The organism is Enterococcus sp. DIV0546 (assembly GCF_051712785.1).
In the GTDB taxonomy this organism is placed as follows: Bacteria; Bacillota; Bacilli; order Lactobacillales; family Enterococcaceae; genus Enterococcus; species Enterococcus faecalis.
This window is the reverse complement of record NZ_JBIOPO010000001.1, coordinates 1379501-1401757: the sequence shown is the minus strand read 5'-3', so window position 1 is coordinate 1401757 and position 22257 is coordinate 1379501. Positions and strand designations below refer to the sequence as shown.

General features: G+C 37.7%; 19 protein-coding genes and 2 pseudogenes. 18 read left to right on the top strand and 3 right to left on the bottom strand.

From position 1 onward, the window contains the following. Positions 1 to 63: 63 nt before the first annotated feature. Complete coding sequence (locus IGJ24_RS06735) at positions 64 to 858, bottom strand: SDR family NAD(P)-dependent oxidoreductase (protein WP_002409468.1); 795 nt, start codon at positions 856 to 858, stop codon at positions 64 to 66. 196 nt (positions 859 to 1054) lie between these two features. Between IGJ24_RS06735 and IGJ24_RS06730 the strand changes: the two genes are divergently transcribed. After that, the gene (locus IGJ24_RS06730; RefSeq protein ID WP_002398752.1) at positions 1055 to 1807 is read left to right on the top strand and encodes a DUF7006 family protein; all 753 of its coding nucleotides are present in this window, start codon (positions 1055 to 1057) and stop codon (positions 1805 to 1807) included. A gap of 104 nt (positions 1808 to 1911) precedes the next feature. Continuing rightward, on the top strand, positions 1912 to 2634 hold the full coding sequence (locus tag IGJ24_RS06725) for a TraX family protein (RefSeq protein ID WP_438775368.1): 723 nt from the start codon (positions 1912 to 1914) through the stop codon (positions 2632 to 2634). A gap of 59 nt (positions 2635 to 2693) precedes the next feature. Here the strand turns inward: IGJ24_RS06725 and IGJ24_RS06720 are convergent, their stop codons facing one another. Continuing rightward, the gene (locus IGJ24_RS06720) at positions 2694 to 3728 is read right to left on the bottom strand and encodes a YdcF family protein (protein WP_010820013.1); all 1035 of its coding nucleotides are present in this window, start codon (positions 3726 to 3728) and stop codon (positions 2694 to 2696) included. A 282-nt stretch (positions 3729 to 4010) separates the two neighbouring features. Between IGJ24_RS06720 and ptb the strand changes: the two genes are divergently transcribed. From ptb to IGJ24_RS06680, 8 genes and pseudogenes are all read left to right on the top strand, one after another. Next, positions 4011 to 4832 (top strand): branched-chain phosphotransacylase, encoded by an 822-nt coding sequence (gene ptb / locus IGJ24_RS06715; RefSeq protein WP_131750601.1) that lies wholly within the window; start codon positions 4011 to 4013, stop codon positions 4830 to 4832. An 18-nt stretch (positions 4833 to 4850) separates the two neighbouring features. Continuing rightward, positions 4851 to 5933 carry a butyrate kinase gene (gene buk / locus IGJ24_RS06710; RefSeq protein ID WP_289865536.1) on the top strand — a complete coding sequence of 361 codons (1083 nt, stop codon included), beginning with the start codon at positions 4851 to 4853 and terminating at the stop codon, positions 5931 to 5933. Between the two features lie 5 nt (positions 5934 to 5938). Next, positions 5939 to 7348 carry a dihydrolipoyl dehydrogenase gene (gene lpdA, locus IGJ24_RS06705; RefSeq protein ID WP_289865537.1) on the top strand — a complete coding sequence of 470 codons (1410 nt, stop codon included), beginning with the start codon at positions 5939 to 5941 and terminating at the stop codon, positions 7346 to 7348. Positions 7349 to 7358: 10 nt separating this feature from the next. Next, the gene (locus IGJ24_RS06700) at positions 7359 to 8351 is read left to right on the top strand and encodes a thiamine pyrophosphate-dependent dehydrogenase E1 component subunit alpha (RefSeq protein ID WP_002360226.1); all 993 of its coding nucleotides are present in this window, start codon (positions 7359 to 7361) and stop codon (positions 8349 to 8351) included. 21 nt (positions 8352 to 8372) lie between these two features. After that, entirely contained in the window at positions 8373 to 9359 is a 987-nt protein-coding gene (locus IGJ24_RS06695; RefSeq protein ID WP_002357475.1) for an alpha-ketoacid dehydrogenase subunit beta, read from the top strand. Between the two features lie 23 nt (positions 9360 to 9382). Beyond that, positions 9383 to 9553: pseudogene (locus IGJ24_RS06690) on the top strand (biotin/lipoyl-containing protein); the annotation flags it as partial. A 192-nt stretch (positions 9554 to 9745) separates the two neighbouring features. After that, positions 9746 to 10681: pseudogene (locus tag IGJ24_RS06685) on the top strand (dihydrolipoamide acetyltransferase family protein); the annotation flags it as partial. A gap of 143 nt (positions 10682 to 10824) precedes the next feature. After that, positions 10825 to 11877 (top strand): PTS sugar transporter subunit IIC, encoded by a 1053-nt coding sequence (locus IGJ24_RS06680; protein ID WP_002384478.1) that lies wholly within the window; start codon positions 10825 to 10827, stop codon positions 11875 to 11877. Positions 11878 to 11885: 8 nt separating this feature from the next. Here IGJ24_RS06680 and IGJ24_RS06675 read toward each other — a convergent pair whose 3' ends face one another. Continuing rightward, positions 11886 to 12776 (bottom strand): LysR family transcriptional regulator, encoded by an 891-nt coding sequence (locus tag IGJ24_RS06675; RefSeq protein WP_002369350.1) that lies wholly within the window; start codon positions 12774 to 12776, stop codon positions 11886 to 11888. Positions 12777 to 12952: 176 nt separating this feature from the next. On the opposite strand from IGJ24_RS06675, the gene IGJ24_RS06670 reads away from it, so the two are divergent. The 8 genes from IGJ24_RS06670 to xerC all read left to right on the top strand — a co-directional run bounded on the left by IGJ24_RS06670 (position 12953) and on the right by xerC (position 22247). Then, positions 12953 to 13894, top strand: coding sequence for a 2-dehydropantoate 2-reductase (locus tag IGJ24_RS06670; RefSeq protein ID WP_048736835.1), 942 nt, complete (start codon positions 12953 to 12955; stop codon positions 13892 to 13894). A gap of 275 nt (positions 13895 to 14169) precedes the next feature. After that, positions 14170 to 15021, top strand: coding sequence for a ribosome biogenesis GTPase YlqF (ylqF, locus tag IGJ24_RS06665; RefSeq protein WP_002357480.1), 852 nt, complete (start codon positions 14170 to 14172; stop codon positions 15019 to 15021). A gap of 1 nt (position 15022) precedes the next feature. Then, a complete protein-coding gene (locus tag IGJ24_RS06660) occupies positions 15023 to 15790 on the top strand; it encodes a ribonuclease HII (RefSeq protein ID WP_002357481.1) in 768 nt (255 codons plus the stop codon). A gap of 60 nt (positions 15791 to 15850) precedes the next feature. Next, on the top strand, positions 15851 to 16714 hold the full coding sequence (gene dprA / locus IGJ24_RS06655; protein WP_002382350.1) for a DNA-processing protein DprA: 864 nt from the start codon (positions 15851 to 15853) through the stop codon (positions 16712 to 16714). Positions 16715 to 16804: 90 nt separating this feature from the next. Beyond that, a complete protein-coding gene (locus IGJ24_RS06650) occupies positions 16805 to 17458 on the top strand; it encodes a CPBP family intramembrane glutamic endopeptidase (RefSeq protein ID WP_289865539.1) in 654 nt (217 codons plus the stop codon). Positions 17459 to 17642: 184 nt separating this feature from the next. Next, positions 17643 to 19721: a type I DNA topoisomerase gene (topA, locus tag IGJ24_RS06645; protein ID WP_002357484.1), complete on the top strand. Its 2079-nt coding sequence runs from the start codon at positions 17643 to 17645 to the stop codon at positions 19719 to 19721. Positions 19722 to 19828: 107 nt separating this feature from the next. Then, the gene (trmFO, locus tag IGJ24_RS06640) at positions 19829 to 21136 is read left to right on the top strand and encodes an FADH(2)-oxidizing methylenetetrahydrofolate--tRNA-(uracil(54)-C(5))-methyltransferase TrmFO (RefSeq protein ID WP_002357486.1); all 1308 of its coding nucleotides are present in this window, start codon (positions 19829 to 19831) and stop codon (positions 21134 to 21136) included. A 211-nt stretch (positions 21137 to 21347) separates the two neighbouring features. Beyond that, positions 21348 to 22247 (top strand): tyrosine recombinase XerC, encoded by a 900-nt coding sequence (xerC, locus tag IGJ24_RS06635; protein ID WP_129194197.1) that lies wholly within the window; start codon positions 21348 to 21350, stop codon positions 22245 to 22247. Positions 22248 to 22257 lie beyond the last annotated feature (10 nt).

The window sequence follows — 22257 nt, the reverse complement described above, 5'->3', positions numbered from 1 at the left end:
ATATGCTTAAAAAGACAGCCAGCAAAAAATGTGAATTTTTGCTGGCTGTCTTTTTTGTTTAATTTAGAAGATCGTTGGAACTAAGCCGCCATCGATTCTTAAGGCTTCGCCTGAGAATGAAGAAGAATCCGGGCTGGCCACAAAGGTAACAAAACGACCAATTTCTTCTGGTCGAATGAGCCGTTGGATTTGTGAACGAGAACGATGATTTTTCATGAAATCTTTTTCCCAATCCTCTTTGGGAATGTCTGAATCAGCGTACATATCTTCCAACATTTTTTCTACACCTTCGGTAAGGGTTGAGCCAGGCATAACCGTGTTAACGGTGACATGTGTGCCGACAGTTAAGTTGGATAAACTTTTAGCTAAGGAAAGATTCATCGTTTTTGTCATGCTATATTGGGGCATTTCGCCAGAAGGCATCACCGCTTCTTCGCTAGCGATGAAAATAATGCGACCAAAATCTTGTGCAAGCATTTTAGGTAGATAAGCTTTTGCTAATGCATTGCCTGACAACACGTTCACAGTAAAAAATTTTTCCCAAGTGGCGTCATCGATATCCCAGTATTCCATTGGTTCAAAAATCCCCATATTGTTCACTAAAATGTCGACTTTAGGGAATTTTTCAAGCAAAGTAGCTCGTTGACTTTCAATGGAAATATCGGCAGTCCCTGCTTGAGGATGAGTGTCTGGAAACATTGTTTGTATTTCTTCAACAACTTTGATTACTTCGGCTTCATTGCGCCCATTGATAATGACATCGGTCCCTTCACGAGCCATTTCAATCGCAATTGCTTTGCCAATTCCTTTGGTTGAACCAGTAATTAATGCTAATTTATTCGTTAAGTGTAAATCCATTTAAATCCCTCCAACGTTTGTCTATCTCTAGTGTAGGTCTTTTTCTGGACTTTTAAAAGGAAAAAGTTTTTTTGGCCTGCGAGAAACAAGCCCCAATAATTACTTAACAGCTGAATTTTCACTTTTTGGGCGTAAAACGAGTAATTATTGTCAGTAAAAAAGCGTCATTTTTTTGATAGAATAACTAGAGACGAAATTGGCTAAGACCAATTTTGTAAAATTGTACATAAAAAAGAAGAGTGGGAATGCTATGAAGAAACAATATTACTGGAATATACCCGATAACTTACTAAACTCGTTAAAACAGCGGAAAAAGTTATACAGCTTTTATAAAAATGAACAAAATAAGGCAAGAGAATTAGTAGAGAATTGTCAGTCGGTTCTTTTTCCTGAATTAGTCGCTTCGCTGAATAAAATAGATGAGCGGATTAAATTATTGATATTCTATCAAAATTTAGAAGATTGTGAGCTTTCAGAAGAAGAAATTATTACTGTGATTGAGCGAGAATATTTTGTGACTTTTTATGAAACAATTGAAGAACCGACCACTGAAATTATTAGTAGTCATTCTATGTATTATTTATTGCAACAGCCGACTAAAGAAATGCTTTGGGATTTAGACTTTAGTAACATGTTAAAACAAGGTCAGTTAGTTGATTTAATGGATTATCAAAAATTGACCAAATGTTATCAAAAGCTGCAGAATCAAGCTAAAAATTTGATTGAAAAATTAAATAAAGAAACATTTTACACATTCTATAGTCAACTTTTATTGATTGACTGCCAATGCAAATTATTAATAGAAGAGGCGCTTCTGAAAGAAGAATCATTGATGACGGTCGATGAATGCTTAATAGCCATTAAGCAAGAAATTCGAAAAATTCATTTTGAACAATTTAAATACCAACATTATTTATTTGAAGATTTATCTTTGCGGTACCAAGTTTAACAAAAGTGACAAAAAGAATGGTTGAATCTAACAAGAATGTTCGTTGTTTTCTGTTATATAAAAAGATATGATAGTTTCTGTAGAAAAAATAAAGGAGACGATTCATGAACGCAAATCGCTTAAAGTTATTGATGATGGGGTTAATGGTTCTTGACCATATTAGTTATTTTGTTCCGCCAGAATGGGCACTGATTTTTCATGTAATTACTCGTTGTGTCGGTGTGTTTTTTGGTTACATGGCTGTAGAAGGTTTCAACTATAGACGGAATGTTTATCGTTACAATGGTCGTTTGTATATTTGGGCAGCAATCATGTTTGTTGGAAATACGCTTCTAAATCATTTAGTGAATAATCCAGCTGTCGCTGTTCACAACAATATTTTCTTCACCTTAGCCCTTGGTGTCAGTATGTTAATTGTGACAAAAGCGATGCTAGAGATGCCAAAAATCAGTTTAAAAATTGTTTTATTGATTAGTATACTAGCAATTTTAGGAATAGGAGCAATGTTTGCTGAAGGTGGCATTGTGATGTTACCTTTTATGTTGATTACGTATTTAGCCAGAAAGAGACTTGTCTTACGGAACTGTTTATATGGTGCATTAGCGCTCTTTTTCTTAGTTACAAGTTTTCAATGGTTGGGAGATTGGCCAACGACAATTGAAATGTTAGCTTATAATTCTGATTTTATGTTTATCACTGTGTTACCCTTTATATCGCTTTACAATGGTGAGAGAGGGAGCAAAGCACCATTTTTCAAATATTTATTTTACGGATTCTATCCGCTCCATTTATGGCTGATTGCATTGATAGCCAATTACGTTCATTAAACCTTTTTATATTAAAAGAATAAAAACAGCGACTCACAAAAATGTGAGTCGCTGTTTTTTTAGATGGGTAAGATACTGATTCCTAAAAGAAGAGTGACAAGTAGAAAAACAAAAAGCACAATTCGCTTATCATGAACCAGTAAGGCAATGTATTCTCGGATTAGAGCAGTTGGTAAAAAATATAAGGCAGTTGGCGCCCCGACACCTTCAGCTTTTAAGCCGACACGATGGGCATACATAGCTCCTCGTAAGACATGATAGTTATTTGTTGAAAAAATAACAGAGGGTTTTTTAGAATCAGACGGCATCTTTTGCCAATCTGCCTGAATTATTGCTTTAGAAAACAACATATTTTCATAAGTGGTTGTGGATTGGTCCTCCATCAAAATTGCTTCTGCAGGAATATTTTGTGAAAGCAAATATTTTTTCATTGCGAAAGCTTCGGCCACAGGTTCGTCAGGACCTTGACCACCGCTGACTACAAATTTAGCGGTGGGATTTTTTTCATAATATTCAATTCCTTTATCTAACCGACTCTTCAAAAGTGGAGGTACTTCCTCGCTACGAATTCCCGAACCTAAAACAATGATATAATCAACCGCTTTTTTTAAAGGAATCATTTGGTACATCCATGAATACAAGACGTAAGCAGCAAATAGAAAGGTCAGCAAAAGATCCATTAACAATAGAAAAAGTAAGAACAGAAAAAGGACATAGGGTACTTGCATTGTGCCAATCGATAATAAATAAAGAAAGGCTGGTAAAGCAATTAATAAGTTCAACCCTAAGCCCGCCGACAATTTAGCCGTGACACTTTTGCCTTCTTTCGTTTGCATCGTACGTGAGTTAAAAATAAAGTAAAGGCAAATGCCGATAAACACAGCGGGAATTAATAGATAAGCAATGGCCAAGGTAATTAGGTCGCCATTCTTAAAATGTAAATAAATTTTGTCTAGTCCGATAAATAGTAAGGTGACTAATGACAATAAGGTGCCGGAAGCCAAAGTGATACCGCCGAGGATACTGCGGTTATTAATTTTTAATATACCAAATCCTAGTAGGGCGATAAACAAAAAGAATAGTAGTAGTGCCATTTAATTCCTCCTAAAAATAAGTATCTAAAGTATAACATGGTTTAGAATCTGACATAAATAAACAGCTGTGCCGAAGCATAAGTTTTCCTTTCATTCTTAGAAAAGAAGTTTTTTCATGGAAAGTAAATTAGATAACAATTGTTTAGAGAAGGAAAAGCTTGATTTACTAAGATTTTCCTTCTCTATAAAAAATATTAATAAGGACATAAAAATTAACAATTTGTATGCGCTTACATAATAAGGTAGATTTAAAGTGTAAAGAAGAAAAAATGAGGTGAGAAAATGATCACTGTTTCAATTGCAGGAGGTTCACAACCAGAGATTTTACAGCTAGTTAAAAAAGCACTAAAAGAAGCCGAGCAACCGTTGCAGTTTATTGTATTTGATACAAATGAAAATCTTGATACTGAAAATATCTGGAAATATGTTCATTGCTCAGATGAGGCCGCGGTCGCACAGGAAGCTGTCAGTCTAGTTGCAACCGGTCAAGCACAAATTTTATTGAAAGGAATTATTCAGACCCACACATTACTAAAAGAAATGTTGAAAAGTGAGCATCAATTAAAAAATAAACCGATTCTTTCCCATGTAGCAATGGTGGAGCTGCCTGCGGGGAAAACCTTCTTGTTAACCGATTGTGCGATGAATATCGCTCCCACTCAAGCGACCCTCATTGAAATTGTTGAAAATGCTAAAGAAGTCGCCCAAAAATTGGGACTGCATCACCCGAAAATTGCTTTGTTAAGCGCAGCGGAAAATTTCAATCCTAAAATGCCTTCGTCTGTTTTAGCAAAAGAAGTCACGGCACATTTTAATGATCAAAAAGAGGCTACGGTTTTTGGTCCACTTTCGCTTGATTTAGCGACCTCTGAAGAAGCGGTTGCGCATAAACGTTACAGCGGTCCTATCATGGGGGATGCAGATATTTTAGTGGTCCCAACTATTGATGTTGGAAATTGTTTATACAAATCATTAACCTTGTTTGGGCACGCCAAGGTGGGAGGAACGATTGTTGGCACAAAAGTCCCAGTCGTTTTAACATCTAGAAGCGATTCGACAGAAAGCAAATTCCATTCATTAAGATTTGCCATGAGACAAGTTTAAAAAAAGGAGCAGAAAACAATGGAAACAGTATTGGTTATTAATCCTGGCTCGACCTCCACGAAGTTAGCGCTTTTTGCTAATCATGATTGCTTGGCAGAAGAAACGCTTAGACATAGCGTCCAAGAATTGGCACCTTTTGAAAATGTTGTCAGTCAAACATCATTTCGAAAACAAATGATCGCGGAATTTTTAGAAACACATAACATCACACAATTAGCCGCTGTTGTAGGGCGTGGTGGTTTGCTTAAGCCTATTCCTGGCGGTACGTATCTTGTCGACCAACAAATGCTAGAAGACTTGCGGACAGAACGCTTTAATACCCATGCTTCAAATTTAGGGGCGATTTTAGCTAATGAGTTTGCAGAAAAATATCACGTGCCAGCCTTTATTGTCGATCCTGTTGTTGTAGATGAGCTACAGCCATTAGCCAGGATTTCTGGATTAAAAGGCATTCACCGGCGTAGCGTTGGTCACGCCTTAAATCAAAAAGCGGTCGCTCGAAAAATCGCTGAGGATTTAGGAAAAACATATGAGCAAAGCAATTTTATCGTTGTTCATTTAGGTGGGGGCATTAGCTTGGGGGCGCATCAAAAAGGCCGCATGGTGGATGTGGTAAATGGGCTTGATGGTGAAGGTCCTTATACGCCAGAACGCAGTGGTGCCTTACCGCTCGTTGAATTTGCGCAACGGATACTTGAACAGGAGTTAACGATTAACGAAGTGAAAAAGCTAATTGCGGGGAATAGCGGTCTTAAATCATACCTAGGTGAAACAGATTTACGGCATATCCAAGCACAAATAGCTGCAGGTGATCAAACAGCAAATTACTATTTAAAAGGAATGTGTTACCAAATCGCAAAAAGTATTGGCGAGATGGCCGTGGTTCTTGAAGGCACAATTGATGCAATTATTTTAACAGGGGGTGCAGCCTATTCGCAAACCGTTGTTCAAGAAATTAGTCAAAAAGTCACTTGGATTGCACCAATTAAGGTTTACCCAGGTGAAATGGAGATGGCTGCTTTATATGAAGGCGTCAATCGAGTATTAACAGGGGAAGAACAAGCTTTAAATTATAGTGAAGCAAAAATTGAGCAGGAGTGATCAAAATGGCGGAACAAACAGATTTACTGATTTTAGGTGGCGGAACAGGAGGCTATGTAGCAGCAATTCGAGCTGCACAAAAAGGGCTAAACGTCACAATTGTTGAAAAATACAAATTAGGTGGCACTTGTTTGCACAAAGGCTGTATCCCTACAAAAGCTTTATTAAGAAGCGCAGAGGTTTTTGATACCTTAAAACAAGCGGCTTCTTTTGGGATTGAAACAGAGGCAGCGTCCATTGATTTTTCTAAAATACAACAACGGAAAGAAGGAATTATTGAGCAGTTACACAAAGGTGTTGAAGGCTTATGCAAGAAAAATAAAATCAAAATTTTAGCAGGCGAAGGTGCGATTTTAGGTCCCTCTATTTTTTCACCAGTCTCTGGCGCAGTGGCAGTTACGTTTAATGATCCAACACGGGAAGAAGAAATTATCGTTCCTAAAAATGTCATTATTGCGACAGGCTCTAGTCCTAAAACGTTACCTAATTTGCCATTAGATGAAGAATTTATCTTATCTTCTGATGGGATGCTTGAATTAGAAGAATTACCAGAATCAATTGCAATTATTGGTGGTGGCGTTATTGGTGTCGAGTGGGCTTCTTTATTAAATAGTTTAGGTGTCAACGTAACTATCATTGAATTTTTGGATCGTTTACTTATAAATGAGAGTGCAACAATTTCTAAAGAATTAAAGAAACGTTTAGAGCAACGAGGAATCAACATTTTATTAGGTAGCAAAGTCCAAGAAGCGAAAGTTACTGGACAAAAGGTTCAAGTAGAAGTTGCAGGACAAGAAACCCTCACCGTTGACAAAGTCATGGTAGCAATTGGGCGTCAACCCAATATCAATAAGTTAGGGTTACAGAATACCTCAGTGAAATATACTGACAAAGGCATTGAAGTAAATGAATTTTATCAAACCACAGAAGGACATATTTATGCGATTGGTGATTGTATCGATACACTCCAACTAGCACATGTGGCTATGAAAGAAGGAGAGTTAGCTGTTCAGCATCTTTTAGGCGAGACAGTTGAACCTTTAAATTATACAAACGTGCCTCGAGGTGTTTATACAAATCCTGAAATAGCAAGTGTCGGCTATACTAGAGAAACTTTGCCAGCAGAAAAAGAAGTAGTAATTGGCACCTTTAATTTTAATGGTAATGGTAAATCACTTGTTTATGGAGAAACAGATGGCTTTATAGAAGTAATTCGTGACAAGAAGACCGATGATTTATTAGGGGTTTCTATGATTGGGCCACATGTCACGGATTTAATTGCCGAAGCAAGTACTGCCATGTATTTAGATGCCGCACCCATTGAAATTGGTGAAGCAATCCATGCGCATCCAACAATGACAGAAGTATTGCAAGAAGCAGCCTTAGATACTTATGGCTTAGCGATTCACAAATAGAGAAAGGTTGATGAAAATGAAAACGCTTAAAAAATCGGGTTTATCAAAAGAAGAATTGATTCAGGCATATCGTCAAGTACTACGAGGACGTCGTTTAGACGAACGGTTGTGGCAATTAACAAGGATTGGTAAGACCTCTTTCAATATTTCTGGTCAAGGGGCAGAAGTTGCACAAGTAGCGATGGCGATGGCTTTTGATCCTCAAAAAGATTATTTTTTACCGTATTATCGTGATATGACCGCGTGCTTGGTTTGGGGCATGACCTCCAAAGATATTTTAATGGGTTCTTTTGGAAAAGAAGCGGATCCTTCTTCCCATGGTCGTCAAATGCCGAATCATTATGGTTCAAAAGAGCATAATATTGTTTCCTTCTCTTCAACAGTAAGTACACAAATGCCATTAGCAACAGGTGTTGGTTATGCAGCGCAACTTCAAAAAGCTGATTTTGTTGCATTGACCACCACTGGGGAAGGCTCTGCCAATCAAGGAGAAGTCCAAGAAGCTATGAACTTTGCAGGCGTAAAAAAATTACCAGTCATTTTTGTGGTTGAAAATAATGAATATGCGATTTCTGTCCCAATCGAAGAACAGTATGCCAATAAACGAATGGCCGATCGCGCGAAAGCTTATGGCTTTGAAGGTGTAACCGTTGATGGTAGTGATTTTACTGAAGTCTATCTAGCATTTAAAGAAGCAGTAAAAGCGGCTCGCGGGAAAAAAGGACCAAAATTGATTGAATTAATGGTTTCTCGCTTGACTTCTCATTCCGCTGACGATGATCAATCTGTTTATCGTTCAAAAGAAGAAATTGAAGAAATGAAAAAGAACGATGCAGTGAAGCTTTTTGAAAAACAATTATTAGAAGAGGGCTATTTAACAGACGAAGACATTGCCAAAATTGATGAAGAAATTCGTGCAGAAATCAATCAAGCAACGGATGAAGCAGAAGCAATGCCAGATCCTGTACCGACATCAATTTTAGAAGAAGTGTATGCAAAATAAGAGAAGAGGAGAAGAAATATAATGGCTGAGATGACTTATTTAGAAGCAATTAACTTAGGAATTTCTGAAGAAATGGCTCGTGATGAAAAAGTAGTTATTTTTGGAGAAGATGTCGGCGGCGACAAAGGCGGCGTGTTCGGTGTAACAAAGGGCTTGGCTGCTAAATACGGTGACGAGCGTTGTTTTAATACACCGTTAACAGAAGGCTTAATTGGTGGTTTAGCTGTCGGCTTAGGTTTAATGGGCTATCGCGCAATTGGTGAATTTCAATTTGCGGATTACATTTTGCCTGCAACCAATCAATTGTTATCAGAGGCTCGGACAATGCGCTATAGAACAAAAGGCGATTGGACTGCGCCAATCGTTTATCGGACCCCTTATGGCGGCGGTGTTCGTGGTGGGCTGTATCATTCTCAGTCTACAGAAAAAGTTTTTTGTGGACAACCAGGATTGAGAGTGGTGACCCCTTCTAATCCTTATGATGCAAAAGGGATGATTAAAGCAGCGATTCGTTCCGATGATCCAGTCATTTTTTACGAACATAAGCGTTTATATCGTTTACTAAAAGATGAAGTGCCTGCAGATGATTATATCGTACCAATTGACAAAGCCAATGTCGTTAGAACGGGTAGTGATTTAACCGTGATTAGTTACGGCATGACCTTGCAATTAGCTTTAGCTGCGGCGGAAAAACTAGCCGCTGAAGGAATTGATGCCGAAATCGTCGATGTTCGCTCATTATATCCTTTAGATCGCGAAACATTAGTGGCTGCAGCTAAGAAAACAGGGAAGGTCTTACTCGTAACAGAAGACAATAAAGAAGGCAGCGTGATGAGTGAAATTGCGGCAATGATTTCAGAAGATGCTCTCTTTGATTTAGATGCACCGATTCAACGACTTGCAGGACCTGATTGTCCAAGCATGCCTTATGCATTACCTTTAGAAAGAGAATTTTTAATCAATGAAGAGCAAGTATTAGCAGCAATGAAAGAATTAGCAGAATTTTAATTGAAGCAAGGAGGAAAAAATAAATGGCCACAAAAGAAATCAAAATGCCTCATCTAGGCGAAAGTGTCACAGAGGCAGCCATTGTCCAATGGTTAGTTAAACCAGGAGATTCAGTGAAACGCTATGATCCCTTAATGGAAGTCGTTTCTGATAAAGTCACCACGGAAGTCCCATCAGATTTTGATGGTGTAGTAAAAGAATTTCTGATTTCTCTAGATACAGATGTGCCCATCGGAACAGCGGTGATGACGTTAGAGACAGAAGAAACAACCGAAAAAACAGAAGAAGCTACTTTAGCACCAGTGAAAGAAGCAAGTGCGGAACAAGCACAAGAACATGAAACGGTTGAAACAACAAGCACTGCGACGTCCCATCAAAAAAATAATGGTCGTTATTCCCCAGCAGTCCTTAAAATTGCCCAAGAAAAAAAGATTGATTTAACACAAGTTACAGGGACAGGTCGTGATGGTCGAATTACTAGAAAAGATGTTACAAACTTTACACCAACACAGGCAAGAACACCTGAGAAAACAGTGAGTCCAGGAACTAGCCCTTCAATTTCAGAGGAGCCAGTTGCTTCGCAAAATGAAAGCGCCGCAACAGCTAGTCCAACTGAAACAAGCACAGATAAAATTGTCTCTGCAGATCCTGTACGTAAAGCAATTGCTAAAAAAATGGTCCAAAGCGTCAACGAAATCCCTCACGCTTGGTTAATGGTGGAAGCGGATGTGACCAACTTAGTCCAACTTAGAAATTCATTAAAAGATGAATTTAAACAACAAGAGGGCCTATCTCTAAGCTTCTTCCCATTTTTTGCCAAAGCAGTCATTCAAGCGTTAAAGAAAAATCCAAAAATCAATACATCTTGGGATGATGGCTCAATTATTTATCATAAAGATGTTAATTTATCCATAGCTGTAACGACAGACGAGCATCTTTATGTGCCAGTGATTCAACAAGCGGATAACTATTCAATTGCAGGGCTAGCTAAAGAAATCAATCGCTTGGCACAAGAAGTCCGACAAGGAACGCTAGCAAGCAAAGAAATGCAAGGAGGGACCTTTACTCTTAATAATACTGGAACACTAGGTTCCGTCCAATCGATGGGAATTATTAACCATCCACAAGCTGCGATATTACAAGTAGAGTCAATTAATAAACGCCTTGTGCCAACCGCAGATGGAGGCTTTAAAGTGGCAGATATGGTTAATTTATGTCTTTCTATTGATCATCGAATTTTAGATGGACAACAAGCAGGTAAGTTCTTGCGAGATGTTAAAGATAATTTAGCGAAATATAATGCGGATACGGATGTATATTAAAAATCGTTCCTTGCTTTAGTTAAATAAAAAGCGCCTCAAAGAAATAAGCGCTCTTCTTTGAGGCCGCTCTTTATCTAACAGAAAGTTCAATCATTCTCAAACTTGTTTTAAAAAAACAAAAATAATCAATAGGAGTGTTGAAAATGCCCACTGATAAACTGGATGCTCAATTAACCCCAAGAATATTTTTTAACAAAGTGTTAGCTGGAACAGCTTCCGGCACCATTATCGCTTTAATTCCCAATGCTGTATTAGGAGCCATTTTAAAATATTTTGCAGAATACAAGATTATCGAAATGATTATTCATGCGGCGCAAATTTTCCAACTAGCCACCCCTTTAATTATTGGTGGACTGATTGCTTTTCAATTTGGCTTAACGCCACAGAAAATGATGATTGCTGGCGGTGCAGCGTTTGCTGGCTCTGGCGTGATTAAATTTAATTCAGAAGTGAAAGGCTTTATTGGTGCAGGCACTGGTGACATCATTAATATTATGATTACCGCTTCTGTTGCAGTCTTACTTTTATTAGTCATCGATAAAAAATTCGGTTCAGTGGAAATCATTGCTTTACCGATCGTTGTTGGAGTAGGTGCAGGTTTGTTTGGCATGTTGATTTATCCATATGTGACACAAATTACGGTCGCCATTGGGAAAGTGATTAACAATTTTACTGATTTCCAGCCAATTATCATGAGTATTTTAATTGCTTGTTCATTTGCTGCACTGATTATTTCGCCAATCACTACTGTGGCAATCGGTTTGGCGATTCAGTTGAATGGCTTGTCTGCAGGTGCTGCTGCAATGGGAATTGCAGCCACAACTGTTGTTCTTGTGATTAATTCTTGGAATGTCAACCAATCGGGAGTGACACTGGCTGTCTCTTTGGGCGGCATGAAAATGATGATGCCTAACTTATTTAAATACCCAATTATTTTAATTCCTTGTTTATTTACAGCGACTATTTCAGCAATTCCTGTGGTTCTATTCAACATTTCAGGAACCCCACAATCGGCTGGATTTGGCTTGGTTGGACTCGTGGGACCACTTGCTTCATTGGATGCGGGCTTAGGGATCTTACCCTTACTCTTTTCTTGGTTTGTTGTTCCAATTGTCGCGGGTTTATTCTCAAAATTCTTATTTGAAAAAGTGTTGAAACTTTATGATAGTAAAGTCGTCTTTGCTTATCAAGGCTAGATTATCCATTAATTTTCTTTAATGATTTGGATAAAATCTCTAACATCTTCTGTCAGACTAAAATCGCGGCGCAAAGCAATGCCGATGGGGAAATAGTCAAACTTATCTTTTAAAGGAATCCATTTCAGTCCTTGACTTTTTCCCACTTCATAATATTCAATCGGCAGCAAACAAATCGAATTATTTTTTTGTAAACTATAAAGAAGTACTTGTAAATCATCGTTATGCAAAATGATATTCGGCTCATAACCGAAGCTCCGAGTCCGATCTAGTAGTAGGCGACCAATCATAAAATTATCACTTAACGATGAAAATCGTTGATCTTTCAAATCTTTAAAAGTTAATTTTTCATATTGGGAGAGAGGATTTGATTCTGGTACCACGACATAAACATGGTAGCCTTTGGTAGTCGTTTCTAAAGGTTCAATATGAATAATTTCAGGTAAGGTATTTGGGAAAGAAATTAGTCCCATATCAATTTCTTTATTTGCTAACATCGTTTGTAATTTTGGCGAGCCGTCTTGCTGTAATATTAAATTCACATGTGGATGGGTTGTTAAAAATCGTGAAATTTCTTTCATAAATTGTACAGCAAATAAAGTAGTTAACCCTAAACGCAATTGCTTTTTAACTGGTTTCTGGTTCATTTCACGAATATCTGTTACCAATTGATCGAATTGAAAAACAACTTCTTGGCCATGTTCATATAAATAAACACCAGTATCGGTCAATTGAAACGGTTGATCAGAATGATCAAACAACGCTGTGCCTAACTCAGATTCCATTTTTTTCAATGCTAAAGAAAGTGTTGGTTGGGTGACAAATAAATTGCGAGCGGCCGCCGATAAACTGCGGGTATTAACAATTTCAATGAAGTACTTTAAAAGCTGAATATTCATCAGAAACTCCCTTTCTTTTTAAAAGCGCTTACACAAATGTGCTTGGATAAAAAATAACAAATAGATCACTTATAATATAACATATGTTTTGCCTTTTTATTGCTATAAAAGTAAGAGATAGAGATTTTCTTAGCAGATTTTTACCTAAAAATAAAAAATTGAACGGAGGAAAAGAAATGAAGATTATTATCGCAGGTGCTGGCGCTATGGGCAGTCGCTTTGGACTAATGTTACATCAAGCAGGAAATGACGTTATTTTTGTTGATGGTTGGCCAGAACATATTGAAGCAATAAGAAAAAACGGGTTAGTTGCTGATTTTAATGGCGAAGTGATGACCGCTAAAATTCCTATTTATCCTCAGACAGAAGTAGCAAGCATCGATTTTACAGCAGACTTAGTTATCCTATTTACAAAAGCAATGCAACTGGAAGGAATGCTTGAAGCATTAGAACATTTCCTTAATAAAAATACGAAAGTTTTATGCTTGTTAAATGGAATTGGTCACGAAGATATTATCAAAAAATACGTGCCATACGAAAATATTTTATTAGGAAACACAATGTGGACCGCTGGGTTAGAAGGACCTGGCAAAGTAAAATTATTTGGCAATGGTTCGATTGATTTACAAAATTTAGGAGCGCAAAGTGAACAAGCGGCAGAAGCAGTCATTAAGGTATTAAATAACGCTGGCTTAAATGCACGTTATTCTGAGAATATTTTATCATCCATTTATAAGAAGGCCTGTGTGAATGGAACAATGAATGGTTTATGTACTTTGTTGGATTGTAATATGGCAGACTTTGGCGAAACAGAGCAAGCAGATCAAATTGTTCAACAAATAGTTAATGAATTTTTAGCAGTCGCTGAAGCGGAACAAGTTACGTTAGATAAACAAGCAGTCCTTCAACAAATCCGCTCGTGTTATAATCGAGAAACAATTGGTCTGCACCATCCATCGATGTATCAGGACTTAATAACCAATCATCGTTTAACCGAAATTGATTATATCAATGGAGCAATTGTTCGCAAAGGGAAAGTCTATGGGATTGCTACACCGTACTGTCAGTTTTTAACAGAGTTAATTCATTGTAAAGAAAATTTACTTCATGCTAAATAACAAGTAAAAACAGAAATATTTTTGAGTCAGTCTTGAGAAGAGCTTGACCTACTAATTTCTATACTTTGCCAGTGTACAAGGCTGAGACAAAATCCAAAGTGATTTTGTCTCAGCTTTTTTGTTTTTTTAAGAACACTGCAGAAAATAAATCAAATCCGTGAAAAATATGTTAAACTAGAGAAGGTGTTTTTTCGCAAGAATCTACGCGGAACACAGGACTCGTTGAAGAATTGAATCAAAGAAACAATGTGTTAAAGAAGGGATTTGAACAGATTATGACCATTCAATGGTTTCCCGGCCATATGGCCAAAGCAAGAAGAGAAGTTTCTGAAAAAATCAAATATGTCGATATTGTATTTGAACTAGTTGATGCGCGGTTACCGCTTTCTTCCCGTAACCCAATGATGGACCAAATTGTCCAACAAAAACCACGATTAGTCCTTTTAAATAAAGGGGACTTAGCAGATAACGACCAAAATAAAAAATGGCAACATTACTTTCAAAAGAAAGGGTACCAAACCCTAGTCATCAATGCCCAACAAAATAAAGGAATCAATAAAATTGTGCCAGCAGCCAAGGAAGCGTTAAAAGAAAAATTGGCTCGTGAACAGGCGAAAGGCTTGAAACCGCGTGCGATTCGCGCCATGTGTATTGGGATCCCCAATGTTGGTAAGTCAACCTTAATGAATCGTTTAGTCGGAAAAAAAATTGCGCAAACTGGGAACAAGCCAGGTGTGACAAAAGGACAACAATGGTTACGCTCTGGTTCCCAATTGGAATTACTGGATACACCAGGAATTCTTTGGCCAAAATTTGAAGATGAAGAAATTGGGAAAAAATTAGCTTTAACTGGCGCTATAAAAGATCAATTATTGCATTTAGATGATTTGGCGATTTATGGATTAGAATTTTTTGCACGTTTTTATCCGCAACGTTTGACGGAACGATATGGTTTAACAGAGGAAGAGCTATTTTTACCTGCCCCAGAACAATTGATGTTAATTAGCCAAAAACGTGGTTTTAGAGATGATTATAATCGAGCCAGCGAAATGATTATTTTAGAAATTCGCAGTGGAAAATTAGGTACGTATACTTTGGACCGCTGGGAAGAACTAGGAGACGAATAACATGGCAAAAGAGTCGATTCAGGCAATCAAAGAAGCGTTGCTAACTGTCACTGATGCAACCGATGAACGATTAGCAAGCTGGCGAGAAGATGAACGTTCAGGAGTGCAACAAGCGATCAAACAATGGGAACGTCGCCAGTTAGCCAAAGAAAAAGAATGGCAACTTTTTAAAGAAATGAGTCAATTTGAGGAAGCGGCCTATAAAAAAGGCCATCGTTTAATTGCGGGAATTGATGAAGTAGGCCGCGGACCATTAGCTGGCCCTGTTGTGACAGCTGCAGTTATTTTACCGAAAGATTGTCAATTATTAGGTTTAAATGATTCAAAAAAACTATCTGCTAAAAAACGGGAAACGTTATATAACCAGATTCAAGAACAGGCTGTCGCTATCGGGTTAGGTATCGCTGATCAAGGAGTCATTGATCAAATTAATATTTATCAAGCAACTAAACAAGCGATGAAAATGGCAATTGACGATTTAGCTTTTGCACCAGATTATTTATTAATTGATGCAATGCAGTTAGACGTTCCCCAACCACAAGAAAGTTTGATTAAAGGGGATGCGCGCTCCATTTCGATTGCAGCAGCCAGTATTATTGCAAAAGTAACAAGAGATCGATTAATGGAAGAATATGATGAATTATATCCTGGATATGGATTTAAAAACAATGCAGGTTATGGAACAAAAGAACATCTTCTCGGGTTAGAAAAATACGGTGTAACACCCATTCATCGACGTACGTTTGCGCCAATAAAAGATATGATTTAAAAATAAAACACTTTTTTTACGTATTCTTATTTTAAGAAGATGTGAAAGAGGTGTTTTTTGTTGGAAATTTTACAACGACAATTATTATTTAAATTAGCGGTATGCCAAGGAATTGGCAATTTAGGGATCTTAAAAGTGTTACAAGAAGCTATCGCACAAAAGCGTGTTGATTTTTCCAGTACAGAAATTATTAGAATTGCTGAAATCAAGAAATATCGTGAATTATTTGAACAATCTTGGTTACACCATACGATTCATAGTGAAGCGTTATATATACGACAATGCCAACACCAATTTATGACAATTTTAGATGCCGTCTATCCTAAATTATTACGAGAAATTTATAATCCACCAGCAATTCTTTTTTATAGAGGAAATTTACAATTGTTAAGTAGAAGGAAAATTGGCATCGTCGGCGCTCGCTATGCCACTTCGTATGGGTTAAGAGTGACTGAAGCTCTGGTTCCTAAAATAGTCAAAGAAGGATTCACAATCGTCAGTGGTCTTGCCAAAGGCATTGATAGTCGTAGCCATGAGATGGCCATCCAGAACGGGGGTCAGACAATTGGAATTTTAGGCACTGGATTAGATGTATATTATCCGTATGAAAAGAAAGAATTACAGCAAACTATGAAGCAGAATCAGCTTGTTTTAACAGAATATGTGAATGGGAGTGGGCCGAAAAAATATCATTTTCCTGCACGTAATCGCATTATTGCTGGATTATCTTTAGGGGTCTGCGTGATGGAAGCTCGTAAGAATAGTGGCTCTTTAATTACTGCACAAGCGGCGATGGATTACGGGCGCGAGGTATTTGCCGTACCGGGAAGTATTTTCCAGTCTTTTTCAACAGGCTGCCATGAATTAATTCAGGACGGCGCTAAATGTGTTCAGACAATTGATGATATTTGTGAAGAATTGTGACTTTTACTAATTGTGAATTGACAACCTACGTTCACTTCGGTACTATTTAATCAGATTTTAATCTTTTGGTTGGTAGTTAGGAGTGTCTAAATGGAAACGGTTGTTAGAAAAAGATGGTTGTTTGGTATGCAGCTACTGGGCTTTTTGATTTTGGATCAAATTCCTTTGATGATGGTCTCAGTTGTTCAATTTTCTACAGAAAACTTTTGGTTTCGCTTTGTTAGTGGATTAGTGGCTGTTGGACTTGGTGCCTATTTTGTCTATCTATTTGTTGCTTTTTTGAAAAAGAAAAAGCTCATAACTTGGACTTTTTTAGGAATCAAAGAAACCTTGCCAGTGGCCTTGTTAGGTTTGGTGATAATCTTTTGTGTGGGAATATTTGGTGATTTCTTATTACGTCTGGAAGGACTAGAGACGACCTCTAACCAACAAAGTGTTGAAGAAATTGTCCAAGCCATTCCTAAAGGGCTTATACTTATTTTTGCAGGTGTGATTGGGCCAATTTTCGAAGAGGGAATTTTTCGTGTCGGGATTCAAGCGTTTTTCAAGCCAGCTTCAAAAATAGGCATACTCGTTTCTTCTATTTTATTTGTACTTGTGCACACGCCCACAGATATAGGTAGTTTTATTATTTATTGGGGCATGGGTTTAGCGTTAAGTTGGGTCTATCTACGCACGGGTCGCTTTGAAGCTGCTGTCTTGACTCATTTTATTTGGAATGTTTTGGGTATTTTAATGCTTTAGGATAAAATCTATAAATCATAGGCATTTTTTATTTATAAATTCGGACAGTCAAACAGAAATGACAGAAATGTTAGAAAGCCTAGTCTTGACAAACCTGTTCTATATAGCATATGATGTATTACGATTTGTGCGTTTTTTACATATATTATATAGTAGGAAAGCGAACGCGAAAGGAGCTAATTGAATGGCCTATAAGTATCTCGTGATTGTAGAATCACCTGCCAAAGCCAAAACAATTGAAAAATATCTAGGAAGAAACTACAAGGTGGTTGCCAGTGTTGGTCACATTCGCGATTTACCAAAAAGTAAAATGGGGATTGATATTGAAAATAATTATGAACCTCATTATATTTCGATTCGCGGAAAAGGCGATGTCATCAAAAGTTTAAAAGCGGCTGCAAAAAAAGCTGAAAAAGTCTATCTCGCAGCCGATCCGGACCGAGAAGGTGAAGCAATTGCTTGGCATTTAGCTTATCTTCTTGGCCTTGATTTAAAAGATAAAAACCGTGTGGTATTCAATGAGATCACTAAAGAAGCGGTAAAAGCGGCATTTAAAGAACCTAGAACCATCAACGTTGATTTAGTTGATGCACAACAAGCACGGCGCATTTTAGACCGTTTAGTTGGATACTCGATTAGTCCTATTTTATGGCGTAAAGTCAAAAAAGGTTTGAGTGCTGGTCGTGTGCAATCTGTTGCTTTAAAAATGATTATTGATCGAGAAAATGAAATTCGAGAATTTAAACCTGAAGAATATTGGAGCATTGATGGGAATTTCCAAAAAGGTCGCAAGAAATTCAAAGCAAATTTCTGGGGCGTAGATGGTAAAAAGAAAAAATTACCAAATGCAGAGGCGGTGAAAGAAATCACTTCTCGGATTGACGGTAAAGATTACGATGTTACAAAAGTTGAGAAAAAAGAACGGAAACGTAATCCTGCGTTACCTTTTACAACCAGTAGTTTACAACAAGAAGCGGCACGTAAATTAAATTTCCGTACCCGTAAAACCATGATGGTTGCGCAACAATTGTATGAGGGGATTGCTTTAGGGAAACAAGGCACTGTGGGGCTGATTACCTACATGCGTACAGACTCAACCAGAATTGCCGATTCCGCCAAAGCAGAAGCTGCTGAATTCATTGAAAAGACCTACGGAGATGAGTTCTCAGCACATGGCGGCCGCAAAGCAAAAAATACGCAAGGTGCACAAGATGCCCATGAAGCGGTTCGTCCGTCAAGCGTTTTAAGAACACCCGATGAAATGAAGAAGTATTTAGATAAAGATCAATTAAAATTATATACTCTTATTTGGTCGCGCTTTGTAGCTAGTCAAATGACACCAGCGATTTTAGATACCATGAAGGTCACGCTTCAACAAAACGGCGTAACGTTTATTGCCAATGGCTCCAAAGTGAAATTTAAAGGGTTTATGCAAGTATATGTTGAAGGTCGCGATGATGGTAAAGAAGACAAGGAAAATATTTTACCTGAATTAGTAGAAGGTGACGTTGTCAAATCGGTCGACATCGAACCGAAACAACACTTTACTCAACCACCGGCTCGTTTTAGTGAAGCCACGTTAATCCGGACTTTAGAAGAAAATGGTGTGGGCCGACCATCAACATATGCGCCAACATTAGAAACCATTCAACGACGTTATTACGTGAAGTTAACCAATAAACGGTTTGAACCAACGGAATTAGGTGAAATTGTGAATTCCTTAGTTTCAGAGTTTTTCCCACAAATTGTCGATACACATTTTACAGCGACAATGGAAACGGACTTAGATAAAGTCGGTGAAGGCCAAGAAAAATGGGTTGAAGTTGTCGATCGCTTCTACAAGCCCTTCGAAAAAGAATTAACAAATGCCGAAGAAAAAATTGAAAAAATCCAAATTAAAGATGAACCAGCAGGCTTTGACTGCGAACTATGTGGACATCCAATGGTGATTAAACTGGGTCGCTACGGAAAATTTTATGCATGTAGTAATTTCCCAGATTGTCGGAATACAAAAGCGATTGTCAAAGAAATTGGCGTGACGTGTCCTGTGTGTCACGAAGGACAAGTTATCGAACGCAAATCAAAGAAAAATCGGATTTTCTATGGCTGTAGTCGGTACCCAGAGTGTGACTTCACTTCTTGGGACAAACCAGTAGGCCGGCCATGTCCAAAATGTGGGCAATATTTAGTAGAGAAAAAAGTTAAAGGCGGCAAACAAGTCGTTTGTATCAATGGCGATTATGAAGAAAACGTCCAAAAATAAGAAAAATTGAGACCGAAGAATTTACTTCGGTCTTCTCTTTTAGTAAAATGAATTGAGTTTGTAAGAGACAGCTCTTAACTTCTTGACATAGAAAGGAATTTTTATACATGACAAAAAAAGTCACAATTATTGGTGCCGGTTTAGCCGGAAGTGAAGCGGCATGGCAAGTGGCCAATGCTGGCGTACCAGTTGATTTATATGAAATGCGCCCTGTCAAAAAGACACCAGCGCATCAAACAGAAAATTTTGCAGAGTTAGTTTGTTCTAATTCATTACGTGGAAATAGTTTAACCAATGCGGTAGGTGTTTTGAAAGAAGAAATGCGCCGTTTAAATTCAATCATTATTGGTAGTGCAGATCAAACCGCTGTACCAGCTGGCGGCGCCTTAGCAGTTGACCGTGATTCTTTTTCTGAAACAATCACTGAAAAAATTAAAAGTCATCCATTAATTACAATCAAAAATGAAGAGATCACCGATATTCCGGAAGGGATTGTAATTATTGCAACGGGTCCCTTAACCTCTGAAAGCTTATCTCAAAAAATTCAAGAATTTAATGGTTCTGAAGGCTTTTATTTTTACGATGCAGCAGCACCAATTATTGATAAATCAACAATTGACATGGATAAAGTTTATTTAAAATCTCGTTATAACAAGGGAGAAGCGGCTTACTTAAATTGTCCGATGACTGAAGAAGAGTTCAATGCTTTTCATGAAGCGCTAGTCAATGCAGAAGTGGTTCCTTTACGCACGTTTGAAAAAGAGAAGTTTTTCGAAGGCTGTATGCCCATCGAAGTAATGGCGCAACGTGGCATTAAAACCATGTTGTTTGGCCCAATGAAACCTGTCGGACTAGAAGACCCTAAAACAGGTAAACGCCCTTATGCTGTAATTCAATTACGTCAAGACAATGCTGCAGCTTCTTTATACAATATTGTTGGTTTCCAAACGCATTTAAAATGGGGTGAACAAAAACGAGTATTCCGTATGATTCCGGGATTAGAAAATGCTGAATTTGTTCGCTATGGCGTCATGCACCGTAATAGTTTTATGAACTCTCCAGAGTTGCTAAAACCAACCTATCAATCAAAAAAACGTGACGATCTGTTTTTTGCTGGACAAATGACTGGTGTTGAAGGATATGTTGAAAGCGCGGCAAGTGGTTTACTCGCAGGTATTAACGCAGCTCGTCTTGCCAAAGGGGAAGAGCCGATTGAATTCCCTCGCGAAACGACTTTAGGAAGTATGGCTTATTATATTACACATGCAGAAGGCAAACATTTCCAACCAATGAATGCAAACTTTGGGCTTTTCCCAGAGTTACCTGAACGAATTCGTGACAAAAAAGAACGCTATGAAGCAATTGCTAATCGGGCCTTAGATGTCCAAGCTCAAGTTATCCAATCTTTAGACTAAATTAGAAAAAATATGAGAAAAGACCGAGAATCATTGCTAAGAAATGCGATGATACTCAGTCTTTTAATTTTTAGAAAAAAATAACAAAAGCTAAAGAATAGTTAAAATTGTGAACATATTTAGAAATATTGATTAAATTCTGACAACTTAATTGTCTTTTGAAAAAGGTTATGCTAAAGTTACTTTGTAATCGAATGAGGAGGGCTATCACATGGAAGAAAAGAATTGGCCTGAGTTATTTGCTCGTTATCTTATTGTCGAAAGAGGCTATTCAGAAAAAACAAAAAAAGCATATCAAGAAGATATACAACATTTTTTTTCGTTTTTAAAGACTTCAGGTAATGACAATTATTTGACTGTGGAACATTTGGATGTTCGGGCTTATTTGAGCGAATTATACGATCAGGAATATAGCCGCAATTCGATTAGTCGAAAAATTGCCAGTTTGCGTTCTTTTTATCAATTCTTATTAAAAAATGAAGCAATCCAAGAGAATCCTTTTTCCTATGTTCATATGAAAAAGAAACAGTTACGGTTGCCCCGTTTTTTTTATGAAAAAGAAATGGATGCATTATTTGAGAGCGCACAAGGGGAGCAACCGCTTGATTTGAGAAATCAAGCGTTGCTAGAAGTTCTGTATGGGACTGGCATTCGGGTCAGTGAATGTGCGAACTTAACGGTGGACGCAGTTGACTTTCAAGCTTCTGTTTTATTGGTTCACGGAAAAGGAAATAAAGACCGCTATGTGCCTTTTGGTTCATTTGCACAAGACGCCTTAAAGGATTACTTAGAGAATGGCCGCGCGCTATTAATGACAAAATATCAAAGAAAACATCCGTATGTCTTTGTTAATCATCATGGTGAACAAATCACGCCAACAGGGATTGAATATGTCTTAAACCAACTAATTAAAAAAAGTTCATTAAACGCGGAAATTCATCCCCACATGTTACGCCATACATTTGCGACGCATTTATTAAATAATGGCGCCGATATGCGGACAGTTCAAGAATTATTAGGACATGCTAATTTATCAACAACTCAGATATATGCGCATGTGACAAAAGAAAGTTTACAAAAAAATTATCGAACGTTTCATCCTCGTGCATAATGGAGGTAAA